The 16,380-nt window shown below is 73.0% G+C and carries 15 protein-coding genes and 1 pseudogene; 7 read left to right on the top strand and 9 right to left on the bottom strand.

The genetic code is table 11. The annotated features are described in order from the left end of the window. Nucleotides 1-12 precede the first annotated feature (12 nt). Together BS83_RS24650 and BS83_RS24645 are read left to right on the top strand one after the other, a co-directional pair. Nucleotides 13-348 carry a YciI family protein gene (locus BS83_RS24650; RefSeq protein WP_037605767.1) on the top strand — a complete coding sequence of 112 codons (336 nt, stop codon included), beginning with the start codon at nucleotides 13-15 and terminating at the stop codon, nucleotides 346-348. A gap of 3 nt (nucleotides 349-351) precedes the next feature. Beyond that, on the top strand, nucleotides 352-708 hold the full coding sequence (locus BS83_RS24645) for a YciI family protein (protein ID WP_051943832.1): 357 nt from the start codon (nucleotides 352-354) through the stop codon (nucleotides 706-708). A 107-nt stretch (nucleotides 709-815) separates the two neighbouring features. On the opposite strand, the gene BS83_RS24635 is transcribed toward BS83_RS24645, so the two are convergent. The 8 genes from BS83_RS24635 to BS83_RS24600 form a co-directional block, all read right to left on the bottom strand. Next, nucleotides 816-2,234 carry an NAD(P)/FAD-dependent oxidoreductase gene (locus tag BS83_RS24635; protein WP_051943830.1) on the bottom strand — a complete coding sequence of 473 codons (1,419 nt, stop codon included), beginning with the start codon at nucleotides 2,232-2,234 and terminating at the stop codon, nucleotides 816-818. A 41-nt stretch (nucleotides 2,235-2,275) separates the two neighbouring features. Then, a complete protein-coding gene (locus tag BS83_RS24630) occupies nucleotides 2,276-3,052 on the bottom strand; it encodes an alpha/beta fold hydrolase (protein WP_037605765.1) in 777 nt (258 codons plus the stop codon). Continuing rightward, the gene (locus BS83_RS24625; RefSeq protein ID WP_037605764.1) at nucleotides 3,049-4,011 is read right to left on the bottom strand and encodes a Rieske 2Fe-2S domain-containing protein; all 963 of its coding nucleotides are present in this window, start codon (nucleotides 4,009-4,011) and stop codon (nucleotides 3,049-3,051) included. The genes BS83_RS24630 and BS83_RS24625 overlap by 4 nt, the downstream gene beginning before the upstream one ends. Then, nucleotides 4,008-5,237: a flavin monoamine oxidase family protein gene (locus BS83_RS24620; protein WP_037605763.1), complete on the bottom strand. Its 1,230-nt coding sequence runs from the start codon at nucleotides 5,235-5,237 to the stop codon at nucleotides 4,008-4,010. Before BS83_RS24620 ends, BS83_RS24625 begins: the two co-directional genes overlap by 4 nt. Next, entirely contained in the window at nucleotides 5,237-6,469 is a 1,233-nt protein-coding gene (locus tag BS83_RS42090) for a cytochrome P450 (protein WP_084714016.1), read from the bottom strand. The genes BS83_RS24620 and BS83_RS42090 overlap by 1 nt, the downstream gene beginning before the upstream one ends. A gap of 106 nt (nucleotides 6,470-6,575) precedes the next feature. Further along, nucleotides 6,576-7,448 (bottom strand): ABC transporter permease, encoded by an 873-nt coding sequence (locus BS83_RS24610; RefSeq protein WP_084714013.1) that lies wholly within the window; start codon nucleotides 7,446-7,448, stop codon nucleotides 6,576-6,578. Beyond that, nucleotides 7,445-8,404 carry an ABC transporter ATP-binding protein gene (locus BS83_RS24605; RefSeq protein WP_037605762.1) on the bottom strand — a complete coding sequence of 320 codons (960 nt, stop codon included), beginning with the start codon at nucleotides 8,402-8,404 and terminating at the stop codon, nucleotides 7,445-7,447. The genes BS83_RS24610 and BS83_RS24605 overlap by 4 nt, the downstream gene beginning before the upstream one ends. A gap of 38 nt (nucleotides 8,405-8,442) precedes the next feature. Beyond that, nucleotides 8,443-8,811 (bottom strand): hypothetical protein, encoded by a 369-nt coding sequence (locus BS83_RS24600; RefSeq protein WP_232248476.1) that lies wholly within the window; start codon nucleotides 8,809-8,811, stop codon nucleotides 8,443-8,445. A 294-nt stretch (nucleotides 8,812-9,105) separates the two neighbouring features. Between BS83_RS24600 and BS83_RS24595 the strand changes: the two genes are divergently transcribed. The 4 genes from BS83_RS24595 (at nucleotide 9,106) to BS83_RS24580 (ending at nucleotide 13,058) form a co-directional block, all read left to right on the top strand. Further along, on the top strand, nucleotides 9,106-10,452 hold the full coding sequence (locus tag BS83_RS24595) for a cytochrome P450 (protein WP_037605760.1): 1,347 nt from the start codon (nucleotides 9,106-9,108) through the stop codon (nucleotides 10,450-10,452). Then, nucleotides 10,449-11,330: a class I SAM-dependent methyltransferase gene (locus tag BS83_RS42085; RefSeq protein WP_051943826.1), complete on the top strand. Its 882-nt coding sequence runs from the start codon at nucleotides 10,449-10,451 to the stop codon at nucleotides 11,328-11,330. Before BS83_RS24595 ends, BS83_RS42085 begins: the two co-directional genes overlap by 4 nt. Next, nucleotides 11,327-11,512, top strand: coding sequence for a hypothetical protein (locus tag BS83_RS24585; protein WP_037605759.1), 186 nt, complete (start codon nucleotides 11,327-11,329; stop codon nucleotides 11,510-11,512). The genes BS83_RS42085 and BS83_RS24585 overlap by 4 nt, the downstream gene beginning before the upstream one ends. A 103-nt stretch (nucleotides 11,513-11,615) precedes the next feature. Beyond that, nucleotides 11,616-13,058 carry a cation:proton antiporter domain-containing protein gene (locus BS83_RS24580; protein ID WP_157597300.1) on the top strand — a complete coding sequence of 481 codons (1,443 nt, stop codon included), beginning with the start codon at nucleotides 11,616-11,618 and terminating at the stop codon, nucleotides 13,056-13,058. Nucleotides 13,059-13,113: 55 nt separating this feature from the next. Here the strand turns inward: BS83_RS24580 and BS83_RS24575 are convergent, their stop codons facing one another. Further along, the gene (locus BS83_RS24575) at nucleotides 13,114-15,141 is read right to left on the bottom strand and encodes a carbamoyltransferase C-terminal domain-containing protein (RefSeq protein ID WP_051943824.1); all 2,028 of its coding nucleotides are present in this window, start codon (nucleotides 15,139-15,141) and stop codon (nucleotides 13,114-13,116) included. Between the two features lie 367 nt (nucleotides 15,142-15,508). On the opposite strand from BS83_RS24575, the pseudogene BS83_RS24570 reads away from it, so the two are divergent. Then, nucleotides 15,509-16,285, top strand: a pseudogene (locus BS83_RS24570) (AfsR/SARP family transcriptional regulator); the annotation flags it as partial. Nucleotides 16,286-16,380 lie beyond the last annotated feature (95 nt).

The raw sequence follows: 16,380 nt of genomic DNA, 5'->3' as shown, positions 1-16,380 counted from the left end.
GGGAGGCAGCACATGGAGTACGCATTGCTCATCTACGGGCCCGAGGTGGCCTGGGACGAGATGTCGGAGAACGAGCGCGAGGAGCGCTTCACCGCCAACCGGGCCTTCGGCCGGGCGATGTTCGAGGCCGGCGTCCGGGTCGTGTACGGCGCCCGGCTGGCCCGTCCGGACTTCGCCGAGGCGGAGCCCCGCGCCGGCGAGGGCGTGCTGGAGCTGGGCGGGATGTGGCTGATCGACGTGGAGACCGAGGAGGAGGCCCGCACCTGGGCCGACCGGGTCCCGGTCTTCGGCGAGAACCGGGTTGAGCTGAGGCGCTGCGACGGGCCGCGCCGACGTGAGGAGAACTGAACGATGGAATTCGTCTTCCTGATCCACGGGGACGAGAAGGTCTGGGACGCCATGTCCGAGGCGGACGAGGCCCGCATGGACGCCTCGCACGCCCGTTTCGGCCGTGAACTGCACGAGGCCGGCGTCAAGGTCGTCTACGGCTGCGGCCTGGCCCGCAGCCGGGCGTCGCGCCTGGTGCGCGCCCCCGGCCCGGTCCTCTCCGGGCCCGTCGTCGACGGCCCCTACGCCGAGGGCCGGGAGCAGCTGGGCGGCCTGTGGGTGCTCGACCTGCCCGGCCAGGCCGAGGCCGAGGAGTGGGCCCGCCGGATGCCCTACGCGCCCGGGGACCTCGTCGAGATCCGCCCGGTCCGCGCGACCTGACGTACGAACAGACACGATGGCACGAGACACGACGAAGGGGCCGGTCCACCGAGGTGGACCGGCCCCTTCGTCGTGTTCGTCGTGTTCGCCGGGTCGGTCGTGCCGGCTCAGGCCGTCGCGAGCGGGAGCGCCGCGCGGCGGATGCCCAGGGCCGGGGTGGTGACCAGGTGGAGTCCCGACGCCGCGTCGTAGAGGTCGTTGGGATCCATGCGCATGGGCGCGGTGGTGACGTCGGAGGCCGCCGCGCCGCCGGTCGCGCGCTCGCGGGCGTGGTCTGCGGCCTCGCGCAGGCCCGTCATCGGGGCCACCTCCGTCGTCTCCGCGTCGTGCAGGTCGCTGAGACCGGCCACGATGGCGCCGAAGGCGTTGTCGGGACGGTGACGGCTCGCGCTGTTGCCCAGCAGCCGCTGCGCCAGCCAGAAGTAGCTCTGCTTGCCCTGGTACTTCTGGTACATCCCGGACACCAGCGTCAGCAGCCGGGCGTAGGCGTTGCGGTAGAGCGCCTCGTGGAAGTCGCGGGCCTCCTGCTCGGTGACGGAGCCGGTGACCGTCGCGTTGATGGCGGCGGCCGACAGCATCCCGCTGAACATCGCGAGGTGCACGCCGGTGGAGAGCAGCGGGTCGAGGAAGCAGCCGGCGTCGCCGGCCATGAACCAGCCGGGGCCGCAGAAGCTGTCCGCGGCGTAGGAGAAGTCCTGCTCGACCCGGACCGGACCCTGGAACTCGCCGTCCGCGACCAGTCCGCGCACCGTCTCGCTCTCGTCGACCAGCGCGTGGAACATCTCCTCGAGCGAGGCGAACTCCGGACGCCGCTGCAGGAAGCGGTCCTGGTGGGTCACGAAGCCGACGCTGTACTGGCCCTCGGCCAGCGGGATGACCCAGTACCAGCCCTCGGGCGAGGAGATCACGTCGATCCCGCCCGACGGCGTCCCGGGGAGCAGCGAACCGCCCTGGTAGTAGGCCCAGATGGCGACGTTGCGGAAGACCTCGTGGGAGTGCCGGTTGTGCAGGTACCGGGTGGAGAGCAGGCCCGCCCGGCCGGAGGCGTCCACCAGGAAGTCGAACTCCGTCGTCCGGGTCCGCCCCGGGTCCTGGTCGGAGGTCCACTCCGCCGCCACCGCGCGCTCGCCCTCGAAGCGGATCGCGCGGACCTGGGCGCCCTGCCGCACCTGCGCGCCCAGCTCGGCGGCGTGGTCCAGCAGCACCTTGTCGAAGTCGGCACGGTCGACCTGCCAGGAACGGATGTCCTCACCGAACATCTCCTGCCAGTTCACCGCCCAGTCCTGCTCGGCCCCCCAGCGCAGCAGCACGCCCCGCTTGACCGTGTAGCCGCGGGCGGCGACCTTCTCGTGGACGCCGGAGAACTCCATGATGGCCCGGCAGGAGGGGGAGATGGACTCGCCGACGTGGTAGCGCGGGAAGTGGGCGCGCTCCAGCAGCTGGACCTCCAGCCCCTCGCGGGCGAGCAGCGCGGCAGCGGTCGAGCCGGCGGGGCCGCCGCCTACGACCAGGACTCTGGGGGACATCGACATTCTCTCCGTTTCGTCGGGTCAACGCGTTCGTCGGGTCAACGCAGGTGTTCGGCGAGGGCGTCGGCCACCGTCTCCGGCCGTTCCAGCAGGGGAAGATGGCCGGAGTCGGGCACCGTCAGCATCCGGCAGTCGGGGACGGTGTCCCTGAGCAGTTCGGCGTTGGCGGTGAAGGCGGGCATGTCCTCGGCGCCGACCACGGCGAGCGTCGCGGCGCTGATCAGCCGCAGGTCGGCCGTGGTGTGCCGATGGGCGGTGAGGGTGTCCATGGAGCCGTCGGCCAGTTCGGTCCAGCGGTGCCGAAGCACCGTCTCGCGGACCCGACGGCGCAGCTCGGGGTGGCGCTCGGTGCCACGGAAGATGTCGGGGGGCGACTGCATCCACAGGTCGGTCAGCTGCTCGCCGGGGCCGGTCAGCCGGTGCAGCATGGTCAGCTGCTGGTAACGCCGCTTGGCGGCGGGCTCGTTGGCGGTCCCCGCCAGGGTGGGGGCGGCCGCCACCAGCCGTTGGACCAGCTCCGGTCGCTGGATCGCGAGTTGGAGCGCGCTGGTGGAGCCGAAGGAGAGGCCGACCACCCGCCGTGCTCCGGTCTCCGTCGCGACCAGGGCCAGCCGGTCCGCCACCTGCGGCAGGGTCAGGCCGGGTGGGAACGGCTCGGACCGACCGTGTCCCGGCAGGTCGACACCGATGTGCCGCCAGCCGGGCAGCAGCTCCCACAGCGGTCGCCAGAGCGAGGAGTCCATGGTGTAGCCGTGCACCCAGAGCACGGCGGGGCCGGTGCCCGTCTCGGTGAGGTGCAGGCCGTGCGCGGTCACCGGAAGGCCTCCGGCGCCGCGGGGAAGTCCGCGCAGAAGTCGCGGAAGGCGACGACCGGCGCGTCCCGGCCGTCCAGCCGTTCCGGCGCGCCGGGCACCAGGTGTTCCCAGACGACCTTGTCCTCGGCCAGCGCCTTGCGGCTGCCCTCGATCAGGACCGGCAGCGCGCCGTGCTGGTTCTCCCTGACGGCGACGGCCACCCTGGCCGTGCAGCCTCCGGCGGTGGGCACAGCTCCCGTCACGATCACCTGCACGTCGTTCTCGGGGCCGAACTCGGTCACCACCACGCCGGGGCTGTAGGCACGGGCCAGGAACCGCGGACGGTAGTCCCAGCGGACGGTGTTGGTGCGGATGGCCTGCCAGCGCACCTCCTCCTTGCGCCGCTCGTCCTGCCAGGGGGACGTCTGCATCAGGAACTCGCCCTCGACCGTCAGTTCCCCGCTCGGGCCGGGGCCCGCCGTCATGCCGCGCACGCCGGGCACCTTGTGCACGGCCTTGAAGTGGTCCGCGTCGAAGGCGTTCTCCACCACGTAGGCGGCGTCCACGGCGACCGGGAGGGAGACCGCGGGGACGAGCGGGTAGTCGTCGGCGTACTCCTTGACGGCCCGTTCGAAGCCCCGGTCGCCCGCGGGATCGTCCGAGAGCCTGGCGAAGACGGCGTCGCCCCAGAGCAGCACCGGGTACTCCGCGACCGACCAGGCCCGTGAGCTGTCGCCGAGCGCGATCCGGCGGCCGTGGAAGGGGCAGACCAGGCAGTCGGACTCGCGGCGGCCGCCGTAGCCCAGATGCGCGCCGCGGTGCGGGCAGGCGGCGTCGAAGACGCGCACCCGCTCGCCCTCGCGCAGCGCCACCAGCTGCCGGTCGCCGATCGCCAACGGCGAGGGCTCCACCGGCAGTTCCGAGCGGAAGGCCAGCAGGTACCAGCCGCTGTGCGGGGTCGTCGGGGTCGTCGGGGTCATCTGCGCACCGCCTTCAGCGCCTGCTCCGCCGCCGTCACACCGCTGGCGAGAGCGCTCTGCATCCATGGAAGTCCACTGCCGCACCAGGTCGCCTCCCCGGCGAAGAAGAGCGTGTCGGCCACCGGTTCGGCCCAGGTGCGGGCGGCGCCCTCGGCGCCGACCAGCGGGGCGGTGAAGCCGCCGCCGCTCAGCGGATCGGCGCCCCAGTCGGCCGCGGTCACCTCGACGATCCGGGCGCCCGCGGTCCACGGCACGGCGACGCGCAGCAGCCCCGACAACTCCTCCGGATCGCGCAGCGCGGCCCGGACCGAGGCGGCGGCCCCCGCCTTCGCCACGACCAGCACCTCGGGGCGTCCCTCGGTCGCGCGGAGGAAGCCGGTGCGGCCGTCCAGGTCCAGCGTGACGGCGGAGGCCGGCGCGGGCCGGTCCAGCGTCACCACCGCACAGCAGGCGTCGCCGAGCGGCAGTCCGGCGGCGGCCGCCCGTTTGGCGGCGGGCAGGTCGGTCAGGGACAGCGCCCCGGAGACGACCACCGGCGGCGGCACCGTCACCACGGCCGCGACCGCCGTCACCCTTCCCTCGTCGGTATGGGCGGTCACCCGGCCGGGGCCGTGGTCCAGCCGGCGCACCGGGCTGCCCAGCCGCACGTCCAGCCCCTCGGCGAGCAGCGCGGGAAGCGTGCCCAGACCGCCGTCGATCGTGAACTCCCCCGACCCGGCCAGGTCGCCGCGCTGGGCGGCGGCCACTCCTGGCGCGCTGAGCAGGTCCGGGTCGACCGCCCAGTTCTGCCGGAACCATTCGGCCGCGGCGCCCGACTCGGCCCCGGACAAGCCGCGTCCACCGAGCCAGCCCGCGACGGAGAGCCCTGACGGTCCCGGAGCGGCGTGCAGCTGGGCCTCGACCAGCCACGGCGCGCGGCGGCCCCGCGCCAGCGCGGACATGCCCTGCTCGACGCCGTCCTGGACGATGCGGGCGGTCACGTCGCGGGGCAGGGCGCGCATGCGGGCGGCGCCGACCAGGGCGTGCGCCGGATTGCGGTCGCCGTGCACCACCTGGGCGCCGAGCTCCAGTGGCGGGCCTCCGTCGGCGGGGTGATGGCTGTGGATCCGTCCGCCCAGCCGCGGGCGCGCCTCGTGGACGACCACCGCAAGACCCTCGTCGTGCAGCCGCCGGGCACAGGCGAGACCGGCCGCGCCTGCGCCGATCACCAGGATGTCGGTTCGCATCAGTTCCCCTCTGACGTCGTGGGCCCGGTGGGCGGGCCGCTGGGTCCCAGCCGCAGCGGGTAGGCCGTGAGGCGGCGCGGGACCAGCGTCGGCTCCCAGGCCGGCGGCACGTCGGGGCCGCGCAGTTCCGGGAAGCGGGCGAGCAGCCGCGCCAGCAGCGTGGGCAGGACCTGCCGCACCAGCGCGGCCGCCAGGCAGAAGTGCGCCCCGGCCCCGAAGGCGAGGTGCGGATTGGGCCGCCGGTCAGGGACCAGCAGGTCGGGATCGGAGAAGACGGCGGGGTCGCGGTTGGCGGCGGCGATCACCGCCAGCACCCGGGCCCCGGCGGGGACGCTGCCGCCGGGAAGGTCGACCGCCTCAGTCGCCACCCGGGCGGCGAACGGGATCGGCGCCTCCAGGCGGAGCAGCTCGTCGACGCAGGAGCGGGCGAACTCCGGGTCCTCCACCAGCTGCCGGCGCACCGTCGCGGCGTGGGGCAGCAGCCACAGCAGACCGTTGCCGACGGTCTCCGCCAGGGGCTGCCAGCCGCCGATCACGGCCAGGGACAGGATCCCCAGCATCTCCCCGCGTTCCAGCCGGTCGTCGTCGGCCAGCGCGGCCAGCGGGGCGGAGGTGTCGCCGCGGGCCTTGAGGCCGCGGGCGTGGGCGTCGAGATAGCGGGTCAGCGCGCCGGCCGCCAGCCGTCCGCGGGCGGCCAGCGCCGGGGGCGTCATCGGGTCGAGATTGACCGACGCCGCCCGGGCGAGAGTGGTGAACGCCGGGTGCTCGTGCGCGGGCAGCCCGAAGAGCCGGCCGAACACCGCGGTGGCCAGCGGGGTGCCGAGGTCCCTGATCGCGTCCGGCTCGTCCCGCCGCCGCGCCAGCGCGTCCAGCACCGCGTCCACGTCCTGCGACAGTCCGTCGGTGATCGAGCGCAGCGCCGCCGGTCCGAGCAGCAGCCCGCCGGGGGCGCGCAGCCGCTGGTGGTCCGGGGGATCGGTGGTCAGCATGGAGACCGGAAGCCGGTCGTCCCTGGCCCGCTCGCGCTGGCCGAGCGCGGCGGAGAAGCGTGCGTCGCGCAGCAGCGCCGAACAGGCCGCGTGCCCGGTGACCAGCCACATCCCCGAGAAGGGATCGTGGTGGACCGGGGCGTGGGTCTGCAGCCAGCGGTAGGCGGGGTAGGGGTCGCGGCGCCCGGCCGGGGCGAACGGGTGGACCAGCGTGTCGGGCAGGGTCACAGCCGTCGTGCTCATCAGCGGGTTCCCCCCTGGTAAGGACTCCGGGCCCGGCCGCCAAGGGGAGGCGGCCGGACCCGGAGGGCAGGTTCTCAGCAGTGCGGGTGGCGGGGCCCGGCGCCGGTCAGCGGACCCGGGGGCCGCGCCAGCGGAAGGTCATGGCGGTGAGCACCAGGCCGGCCACCGCCCAGAGCCCCAGCACCAGCGCGATCCTGCTCAACTCCCAGGCGTGGGCCGGTTCGACCACGGTGAAGCTGTCCGGCAGGAACACCGACCTGAAGCCCTGGGCCATCCACTTCACCGGGAAGAACGAGGCCACCGTCTGCATCCAGTGCGGCAGTTGGTTGAAGGGGAAGAAGACGCCGGAGATGAACTGCAGCACCATGAAGACCGGGGTCACGATCGCGGCCGCGGAGCGGCTGTTCGGGATCGCGGCGGCGTAGGCGGAGCCGATGAGCGCGCAGGCCACGGTGCCCAGCGCCAGGTCCCAGCCCAGCGTCAGCCAGCGCTCGGGGCTGCTCGGCATCGGCAGCCCGAACAGGCTCCAGGCGATGCCGAGCAGCAGCACCGTCTCCAGCACGGTGGTGACCACCACCCGGACCAGCTTGCCGATGAAGTAGGCGGACTTGGGCATCGGAGTCATCGCGAGCCGGCGCACCGTGCCGGTGTCCCGCTCGATGGCGATGCTGATGGCCAGCCCGGAGAAGGAGGTGCTCATCACGCCGGCGGCGATGATGCCGGCCATGAAGACCTGCTTGAGGTCGGTGTCGGTACCGGCCACCTTGCCGGAGAAGATGGAGCCGAAGACGACGAGCAGCAGCACCGGGAACATCAGCGTGAAGACCAGCGACTGCTTGTTGCGGAAGAAGGCCTTGAGCTCGACGGAGGAGCGGGCGACCCCGGCGCGCAGCACGCCGGGCATCCGCACCGCGCGTCGCTGACGCCGGTCCTCGGTGATCGGGGCCTCCACGGCCTCGGTGGGAGCGGTCAGGGTCATCGGGTGGCCTCCGCCTCGGTCGCCGCGGACTGGGTGATCAGGTCGAGGTAGACCTCTTCCAGCGTGGGTCGGTGCACCCGCAGGTCGGGCAGTTCGACGACGCGCGCCTCCCGCGCCCAGGGCAGCAGCACCGAGAGCAGTGCGGTCGGCGTGTGGGTGCGGATCCGCTGCAGCCCGTCCACGGAGGCGGGCTCGACCTCGGCGTCGCCCGGCAGCGTCGGCAGGTTCCTTCCGGCCAGTTCCGTGGGGAGCCGGAACGAGACGGTGGCGGGCGTGTGCGAGCGGTCCCCGAACTCGGAGAGCAGTCCGCTCTGCACCACCTGGCCGGCGACGATGACCGCGGCCCTGCGGGCCAGCGCCTCCGCCTCGTCCAGGTAGTGCGTGGTGAGCACCGTGGTGCGGCCCCGGTCCGAGAAGTAACGGACCAGGTCCCAGGCCTCGCGCCGGGCTACCGGATCGAGACCGGTGGTCGGTTCGTCGAGGAAGATCAGGTCCGGGTCGCCGACGATGCCGACGGCCACGTCCAGCCGGCGCGCCTGGCCCCCGGAGAGGTCGGTGCTCTGCTTCTTCTGGTGCTTGCCGAGCCCGACCATGTCCAGGACCTGGTCGACGGGCAGCGGCTTGGGGTAGAAGGCCGCGAAGTGCTGAACGACCTCACGGACGGTCAGATCGGTGTACGCGCCGGTGGTCTGCGGGACCACCCCGATCCTGGCGCGCCACTCGCGCCGGTCCTCGGCTGGGTCACAGCCGAGGACCCGCACGTCGCCGTCGGTTCGCTGGCGGATTCCCTCCAGGATTTCCACGGTCGTCGTCTTGCCGGCGCCGTTGGGCCCCAGCAGTGCGAAAACCTCTCCCGGTTCGATCTCCAGATCCAGCCCGCGCACCGCGTGCCAGTCGCCGTAACTCTTGCGAAGGCCGCGAACGGTGACGGGGTTCTCCCCGACGACGGTTGCCACTACGACTCCTCAGTAGCTGTTGAGGTGGAACAGGTCGATCAGGTGCAGCAGGAGCAGGGGCAGCAGCAGGACGTGCCACCGGCGGCGATGTCCGACAGGTCGCCCTCGCTGAGCTCAGCGGTGTCGATCTGCGGGGTCTCCGGGATGTGGAACTCGTAGCGACCGGTCGCGAGACCGATCTCGTACAGCTCCACCTGCACCTCGAGGTTGCCCTCGTGCTCGCCCTCGGGGACGGTCGTGACGATCACGATCTCCGCGTCGGCGGGCAGCTCCAGGCCGGCCTCGGCCAGGGCCGCGCGAGAGTCGTTACGCAGCTTGGCCGCGTAGTCCTCGCTCGACCAGGCGCTGATGAGCGCCCGGGTGTAGCCGTTGACGAACTCGGCGCGCTTCCTTTGGTCCAAAGCCATGTGAACTCCTTGGTGGATTCCGGATTGTCGGTCCGCGTGTTCTCCGCTGCCGACGAATTGAAGACTGTCATGGCATGGAAATCCCTGCCAAGACCTCAGTTCCGGCGTCCAGGAGTAAGTATTGAGCAGGTCGGACCGGTGCGGTAGATTTCCATCGGGAAGTAGCCGCGAATACGTATTGAAATACGCATCCGCATACGTATCGAGTCTCGCGGAGTACGTATTTCTCTTTCCCATGCGTATCCCGTGTACGTATCCGCAGGATCCACAGCGCTGAGGGGGACGGTCCTCGACATGAGTCCGTATGCACAGACCGGCGTACTACCGCCCGGGCCCGGGGAGGTCGACCTCGAGTTGATGCGCCGCTCGCCGTTGGCCTTCATCGACGGGCTGGCCCGCGAGTACGGCGACGTCACCCGGCACCAGGCCGACGGCGACACCGTCTACCTGCTCAACCGGCCCGAGCTGGCCCGGCACGTACTGAAGGACAACGGCGCCAACTACACCAAGGAGGAGACTCCGGACGACCGGATGCTCCGCCCGCTCCTCGGCAACGGCCTGCTCACCAGCAACGGTGAGGACTGGGCGCGCCAGCGCCGGCTCACCGCGCCCGCGTTCCGGCCCAGTTCGGTGCGGACCTTCGACGGCATCGTCACCGAGTCGACCTCCCGGATGCTGGAGCGCTGGCGGCCCGCCGTCGAGTCGGGCACGCCGCTCGCCGTCGACCACCACCTGACCGCGCTGACACTGGCCATCCTCACCCGGGCGATCCTGGGGACGGACATCGACGGCATCGGCGAGGGCTTCGGACGTGCCGTCGACGCGGTCAACCGCTGCATCGGGCACTACGTGCCGGATCCCGACCCCGATCCTGCGGACACGGCGCTACGGCAGCGGGGTTTCCGGCAGGCCCGTGTCTTCCTCGACTCGGTGACCCGGACCCTGATCGCCTCCCGTCGCGCGGGCGGGGCGTCCGGCGGCGGAGCGGGCTCGGACGGGACGCTGCTGGACACCATGATGTCCAGCGACCATCTGGTCTCCGACGCGGACCTGCGGGACCAGGTCCTGACCATCGTCATGGCCGGCCACGAGACCACCGCCAAGTCGCTCACCTGGACCCTGTACCTGCTGGACCGTCACCCCGAGGAGGCGGACAAGGTCCGCGAGGAGGTCGACCGGGTGCTGGGCGGACGGCCGCCGACCGCCGCCGACCTGGCGGACCTGCCGGTCTGCCGCCGGGCCGTGATGGAGGCGATGCGGCTCTACCCGCCGGTCTGGCTCATCTCCCGCCGCGCGGTGGGCGAGGACGAGATCGGCGGCTACCGGGTGGAGCCCGGCACCCTGGTCTGCGTCAGCCAGTGGGTGCTGCACCGTCACCCCGACTACTGGGACGCCCCCGAGGTGTACCGGCCGGACCGCTTCGACGGCGCGGCCCTGCCGAGCCACCTCTACCTGCCCTTCGGCGGCGGCGACCGGATCTGCGTGGGCCAGCACCTGGCCATGCTGGAGGCGGTGCTGGCGCTGGCGGTGCTGGTCCAGTCGGTACGGCTGACGCTCGTCCCCGGGTTCCCCGTCGAGCCCGAGGCGCTGGTCACGCTGCGCCCCCGGCACGGGATGCAGATGATCGCGAGCGCGCGATGAGCGCCCCGGCCGGGACGGCGCCGACCACGCCCCCGCCGGGCGGCTCCTACGACCCGGCCCGGACCACCGGCGGTGGACTCGCCGGCGAGCTGGCCCGCCTGGAGGCCCAGGCGGAGCTCTCCTTCGCCGAGGAGTTCCGCATCCTGCGCGAGCTCGGAGCCGACACCGCCGGGACGTTCCTGGAACTGGGAGCCGGCCCCGGCGCGGTGACCCGGCGACTTCGCGCCGCCCTCCCGGCGGCGGAGCTGATCGCCGTCGACATCGACCCCGAACTCGTCGCCCACGCGGGCGGCGCGGCCGACCGGGTCCTGGTGGCCGACGCGGCGGACCTGCCGCTGCCCGACCGGAGCGTCGACTTCGTGCTGCTGCGCTACGTCCTGCAGCACGTGCCCTCGCCGGAACGGGTGCTGGCGGAGACGCTCCGGGTGCTGCGCCCCGGCGGCGTCGTCGCGGTCACCGAGGTCGACGCCGGCTGCTGGGGCGTCGCCCACCCCGCCTACCCGGAACTGGCCGGGATCCACGCCAGGATGGCCGCCGCGCAGGCGGAGGCCGGCGGGGACCGTTCCATCGCCAGGCGCCTGCCCGCGCTGCTCGCCTCGGCCGGTTTCGACCGCCCGGTGCTGCGGCCCTTCGCCACCACCAATGCCGATCACCCCACCGAGGCCTTCGCGCCCCACCTCGGCCCCCAGCGGCTGGAACCGCTGGTCGCCGCCGGAGTCCTGGGACTGCGCGACCTCGCGCTGGCCGCGGACCGCTGGCGGCGGTTCCTGGCCGACCCGCAGGCCTGGGTGATGCTGCTCGGCTTCACAGTCGCCGCGACCGCACCCGCGGATCACGGTCAGGAGAAAACCCCCAACCACGAGGGAGCACCACGTTGAACTCCAACCTCAAGATCTTCATCACCATCTTCTGCTACATCAGCGGCGTGGCCGGCCTGGTCACCGCGGTGATGGACGCGGCCCACAAGCCGGCGCAGACCACCTCCGCGATCGTCGCCGGGGTCATCGGCGTCGTCTTCCTGATGGGTGGCATGGCCCTCACCCGCAAGCCGCGCTACTGACCCACCGACGCGCTCCCGGGCGGCCGGTCCGCAACCCGGCCGCCCCCCGCGCGTCCCCGCGCCCCACGTCTGTTCGTCGATCCGTTCCACCGTCGGAGGTCCCGTGCAGACGAGCACGAGCACGAGCACGCGCACGAGAACGCGCACCCGGGCGGTCGAGCCCACCGAGACCGGGTCCCCGCTCGGGCCCCCGCCCACCCACGCACGCGCCGTCGCGCTCTACGCCGGGCTCGTCGTCGTTCCCGCGTCGATCGCCGTGCTCCTGCTGACCGCACTGCCGACGCTGTTCGGCCTCCGCACCGGCCCGGCCCCCGCGCCGCCGAGCGCGGCCGCGCCGCTGGGCGGGACCGGCGGGGTCGACCCCTTCCTCGCGCTGCTGCGCACCATGCCCGTCGTCCTGATCGCCTCGCGAGTGGTCGTGCGCGGCGCGCGCCGGCTGCGGCAGCCGGAGTCGGTCGGCCAGATCGTGGCCGGGGTGCTGCTCGGCCCCTCCCTGCTCGGGTGGCTCTGGCCGGCCGGCTACGCCTGGCTCTTTCCCGCCGCGCTCGCGCCCCTGCTCGACGGCCTCTCCCAACTCGGGCTGGTCTGCTACCTCTTCCTGGTCGGGTACGAGTTCGACACCGGCCCGCTGCGGCGGCGCGGCGCCACCCTGCTGACGGTGGGGCACGCCTCGATCGCCCTGCCGTTCCTGCTGGGCATCGCCCTGGCCGCGGCTCTGTACCGGCCGCTCGCCCCGGCCGGCGTGCCCTTCACGGCCTTCGCGCTCTTCCTCGCCGTGGCGATGAGCGTCACCGCGTTCCCGGTGCTGGCCCGGATCCTCGACGAGCACGGCCTCTCCCGCACCGGGCTCGGCACGGTGGCGCTCTCCAGCGCGGCCGTCGACGACATCACCGCCTGGTGTCTGCTGACCCTGGTCGCCGCGCAGTCGCACGGCGGCGGTCCCGCCCGCACGGCCGTCACCGTCGTGCTCACGCTGGCCTTCGCGGCGGCGATGCTGTTCCTGGTCAGGCCGTGGCTGGTCCGGCACCCGCCGAACGGGACGACGGCGATCGTCTGCGGTCTGCTGCTCAGCGCGCTGGCCACCGACGCCATCGGGATCCACCCGATCTTCGGCGCCTTCCTCTACGGCGTGGTGCTGCCGCGTCGCTCCGCGTCCCTGACCCGGGTCGCGGGCCGGCTGCGGGCCGTGTCGGTGCCGGTGCTGCTCCCGCTGTTCTTCGTCTCGGCCGGTCTGCACACCCGCTTCGGACTGCTCGGCACGAACCTGCGCCAGTGGGCCTGGGTCGGCCTGATCGTCCTGGTGGCCGTGCTGGGCAAGGGCGTCGGCAGCGCGCTCGCCGCCCGCGCGGTCGGCGCGCCGCGCAGGGAGGCGATGGCGCTCGGCGCGCTGATGAACTGCCGCGGGGTCACCGGCCTGGTGGTGCTCTCGGTGGGCCTCAGCCTCGGCGTGATCAGCACCGCCTGCTACACGATGCTGGTGGCCATGGCGTTGGTCTCCACCGCGATGACCGCACCGGCGCTGGCCCGTCTCGGCTACCGCGTCTGAGGCCGCCGCATGCGGATGCGCCCCCCGGCCACGGCCAGGGGGCGCATCCGCATCCTCAACGCCCGGACCGCAGAGGGTTGATGACCCCGAACGCGCCGGTGAGGGTGGAGGGCGAGACGAAGGAGGCGCCGGGGCCGTGGGTGCGGACGAAGCTGTCCACCAGCCCCGCGAACGACGGGTCCACCTTCGCCCGGTACGCCGCCAGCAGGTTGACCCGCTCCGGCGTCGACAGCTCCTGCTCGGCGCGGAGCCCGTGGCTGCGGGCAAGCAGGAACATGCCTTCGACGGTGTAGCCCGAGTCCAGCCAGCTCTGCCAGAGCGCGTCCCGGTCCGCCTCCTGGCCGGTGAAGTACTCCAGCGCGCGCGGACGCGGACCCTCGGGCGCGGCCGTCGGCGGCACCGGCTCCGGCCGCAGCTCGATCCGCCGGCCGGAGATGTAGGCGACCTTGAGGCCCTTGCGCACGCAGAGGGTGAGCGTCTCGGCCGCCGTGTCCACGATGGCCTCGCCCTTGTCGTTGAGCGAGGTGTTGCACAGCAGCGGGACCCCCGTCGCCGCGTGGAACGCGGTCAGCGCGCGGTGCAGCAGCGGGTTGGCCTGCTCCGAGAGGACCTGGTGCCGCGCCGACCCGTCCAGGTGGACGACGGCGGGCACCCGCTCGCGCGCCTCGGGCCGCACCTGGACCGCCTCCAGCATGTACGGCGAGTCCCGGTCGGAGGCGAACCACTCCCCGACGTGCTCGGCCAGCACCACCGGGGCGACCGGACGCCACCACTGCCGCCGCTTGTAGTCGTTGAGCAGGTCCTTGACCGCGAGCGAGCGCGGGTCGCCCAGGAGGCTGCGGTGTCCGAGGGCCCGCGGGCCGAGCTCGGAGGGGCCGTCCGCCCAGGCCACCACCGCGTCGCTGACGTCCTCGGCGAAGCGCTCGGGCGAGAAGTCGGAGACCTCGGCGATCCACGGCCGGAACTCGGTCAGCGCCTCGTCCAGGTCGGTGATGTCGCGGCCGTAGTAGGCGCCGTCGATCCGCAGCTCCGCGTGGTCGAGCAGGCCGGCGCCGTGCAGGCCGAGCAGGCCGAGGCCGATGCCCTGACCCGAGTCGTTGGCGCACGGGGGCGTGAGCAGGCCGCGGAAGCCGAAACGGTCCATCAGCAGCGTGTTGGTGGGGCAGTTGAGCGCGTAGCCGCCGCTGGTCGCGAGATAGCTCTCGTCCGCGCGGACGCCGCCGAACTCCAGCAGCCGCTCCACATTGCGGATCGCGACCAGCTCCGAGCAGCGCTGCACGACCTTCATCGCGGCGCTGCGCAGGTTGTCCTCCCGGCTCAGCGCGCTGTCCAGGGCGCTGTCGGGCAGCGCTTCCAACTGCCGCTCGGTCTCCGCGACGATCTCGCGGACGAGCGTGAAGGCCTCCTTCCACGGCTGGGTGGAGGAACCGCCGTAGAACGTCAGCTCCTTGACGGCGCGCTCCGCGTCGAAGGCGACGGTGGTGCGGCAGGCGGAGGCCAGGGCCATCAGCGAGCCGGGTTCCAGGCCGAACAGCGCCTCGGCCGCGGTGTAGAGCGGGCCGGGGGACTCCACCGGCGCGAACTCCAGCTGCCCGGCGCGGGACACGCAGCCCGCGTACCAGTACCGGTTGGGGCGCTGCTCCTGTACGTAGTCGGGCAGGGCGTCGATGGCCAGCCCGACGATCTGCTCGGTGCGGAACAGCTCGGTGTCCCGCAGCACCCCGCTGAAGAGGTGCGCGAGGCTGTGCAGCGGAAAGTCCTCGGCGCCCTTGGGCACCGGCACCGGCTGGGCGGCCGGCAGCCCCGGCGTGCCCCAGCTCGCGCTGATGTCCTGCAGCCGCAGCCCCTCCTCGGCCAGCAGCGCGCCGAGGAAGGAGGCGGCGCGCTCGGGCGTGTAGAGCGGCCAGAAATGGTGCTTCTGCCCGCTGACGCGTTCGAGCTCCCAGACCCGCCGCAGCGAGACCCGGCCGTCGCGGTGTTCCCACAGCGCCACGTTCTGGTCGTGCCGCACGGAGAACACCGCGCCGGGTCCGGGCGGGGTCAGGTAGCAGGAGAGGAAGTATTCCGTTGCCCCGGTGTCCACCACGAATTCCTCTTTCTGGGCCGCCGAAATGCCGTGAAGACTTAAGGAAATACGACAATGCGGCCATTGAAACATGCGTGGGAATCGTTGGTACATACTGAAAAGCGGGACCGGGATACGGCTTTTCGATACGTAGTCGGGCGACCCTGCGGCCTACGCATGCACCGGCGGCGCGCGCGCCGGGCCGGCCTCCGCGCCGGGCCGGGCGGCGCGGACCGTCCCGGTGCTGACGAACGCCCGGCGAAGTCATGAACTTCTCACTGTTGCCAGGTCACACCAGGTGGCAGCCTGGGGGCCGGCTTTCTCCCTGAACGGGCTCCCCTGGACGTGGGAGCCGAGGCAGGAGCTGCGGATGGGGACGGTGTGCATGGACATCAAGGTGCTGGGACCGCTGGAAGCGGCCGAAGGCGACCGCTCCGTGGTGCCGTCGGCGGGAAAACCGCGCCAGCTGCTCGCGCTGCTGGCGCTGAACGCGGGTCAGATGGTCCCGGTGGCCTCCATGATGGAGGAGCTCTGGGGCTCGCGCCCGCCGCGCAGCGCGTCCACCACGCTGCAGACGTACATCCTGCAGCTGCGCCGCTCGCTCGCGGCCGCGCTGGAGGGATCCGGGCGGCAGGCCAAGGACGTGCTGATCACCCGGAGCGCCGGCTACCTGCTGCTGGTCGCACCGCAGGACGTCGACGCCTGCCGCTTCGACGCGCTCACCCTCCAGGGCTACGCCGCCTTCGACGCCGGTGATCCCGAGGGCGCCTCGCGGCTGCTGGGCCAGGCGCTGGCGCTCTGGCGGGGGCCGGCGCTGATCGATCTGCCGCGCGGCAGCCGTCTGGAGATCGAGGCGGCCCGTCTGGGGGAGAGCCGCGGCGCGGCCCTGGAGCGGCGGCTGGACGCGGACCTGCAACTCGGCCGCCACCGCGAGGTCCTGGGCGAGCTGGCCGGGCTGACCGCGCAGTTCCCGCTGCACGAGAACCTGCACGCGCAGTTCATGCTCGCGCTCCACCGCTCGGGGATGTCCGCCCGCGCGCTGGAGGTCTACCGGAAGCTGAGCGTCTCGCTGATGGAAGAGCTGGGGCTGGAGCCGTCCGCTCCGGTCCAGCGGCTGCGGCGCGCGGTGCTCTCCGCGGACCCCTCGCTCGATCCGGTGGCGCCGGTCGGTCCCGTCGGCTCGGTGGGCTCGGGCGGCTACGGGGTGGCCGCCTCCGGGGTCGGTGGTCTGCGGCCGTGGGCGGGTCCGTGGGGGAC

Source organism: Streptacidiphilus rugosus AM-16, assembly GCF_000744655.1.
Lineage (GTDB): Bacteria > Actinomycetota > Actinomycetes > Streptomycetales > Streptomycetaceae > Streptacidiphilus > Streptacidiphilus rugosus.
Note: the sequence above shows the minus strand (reverse complement) of the source record. Positions and strands in the feature narration are given on the sequence as shown.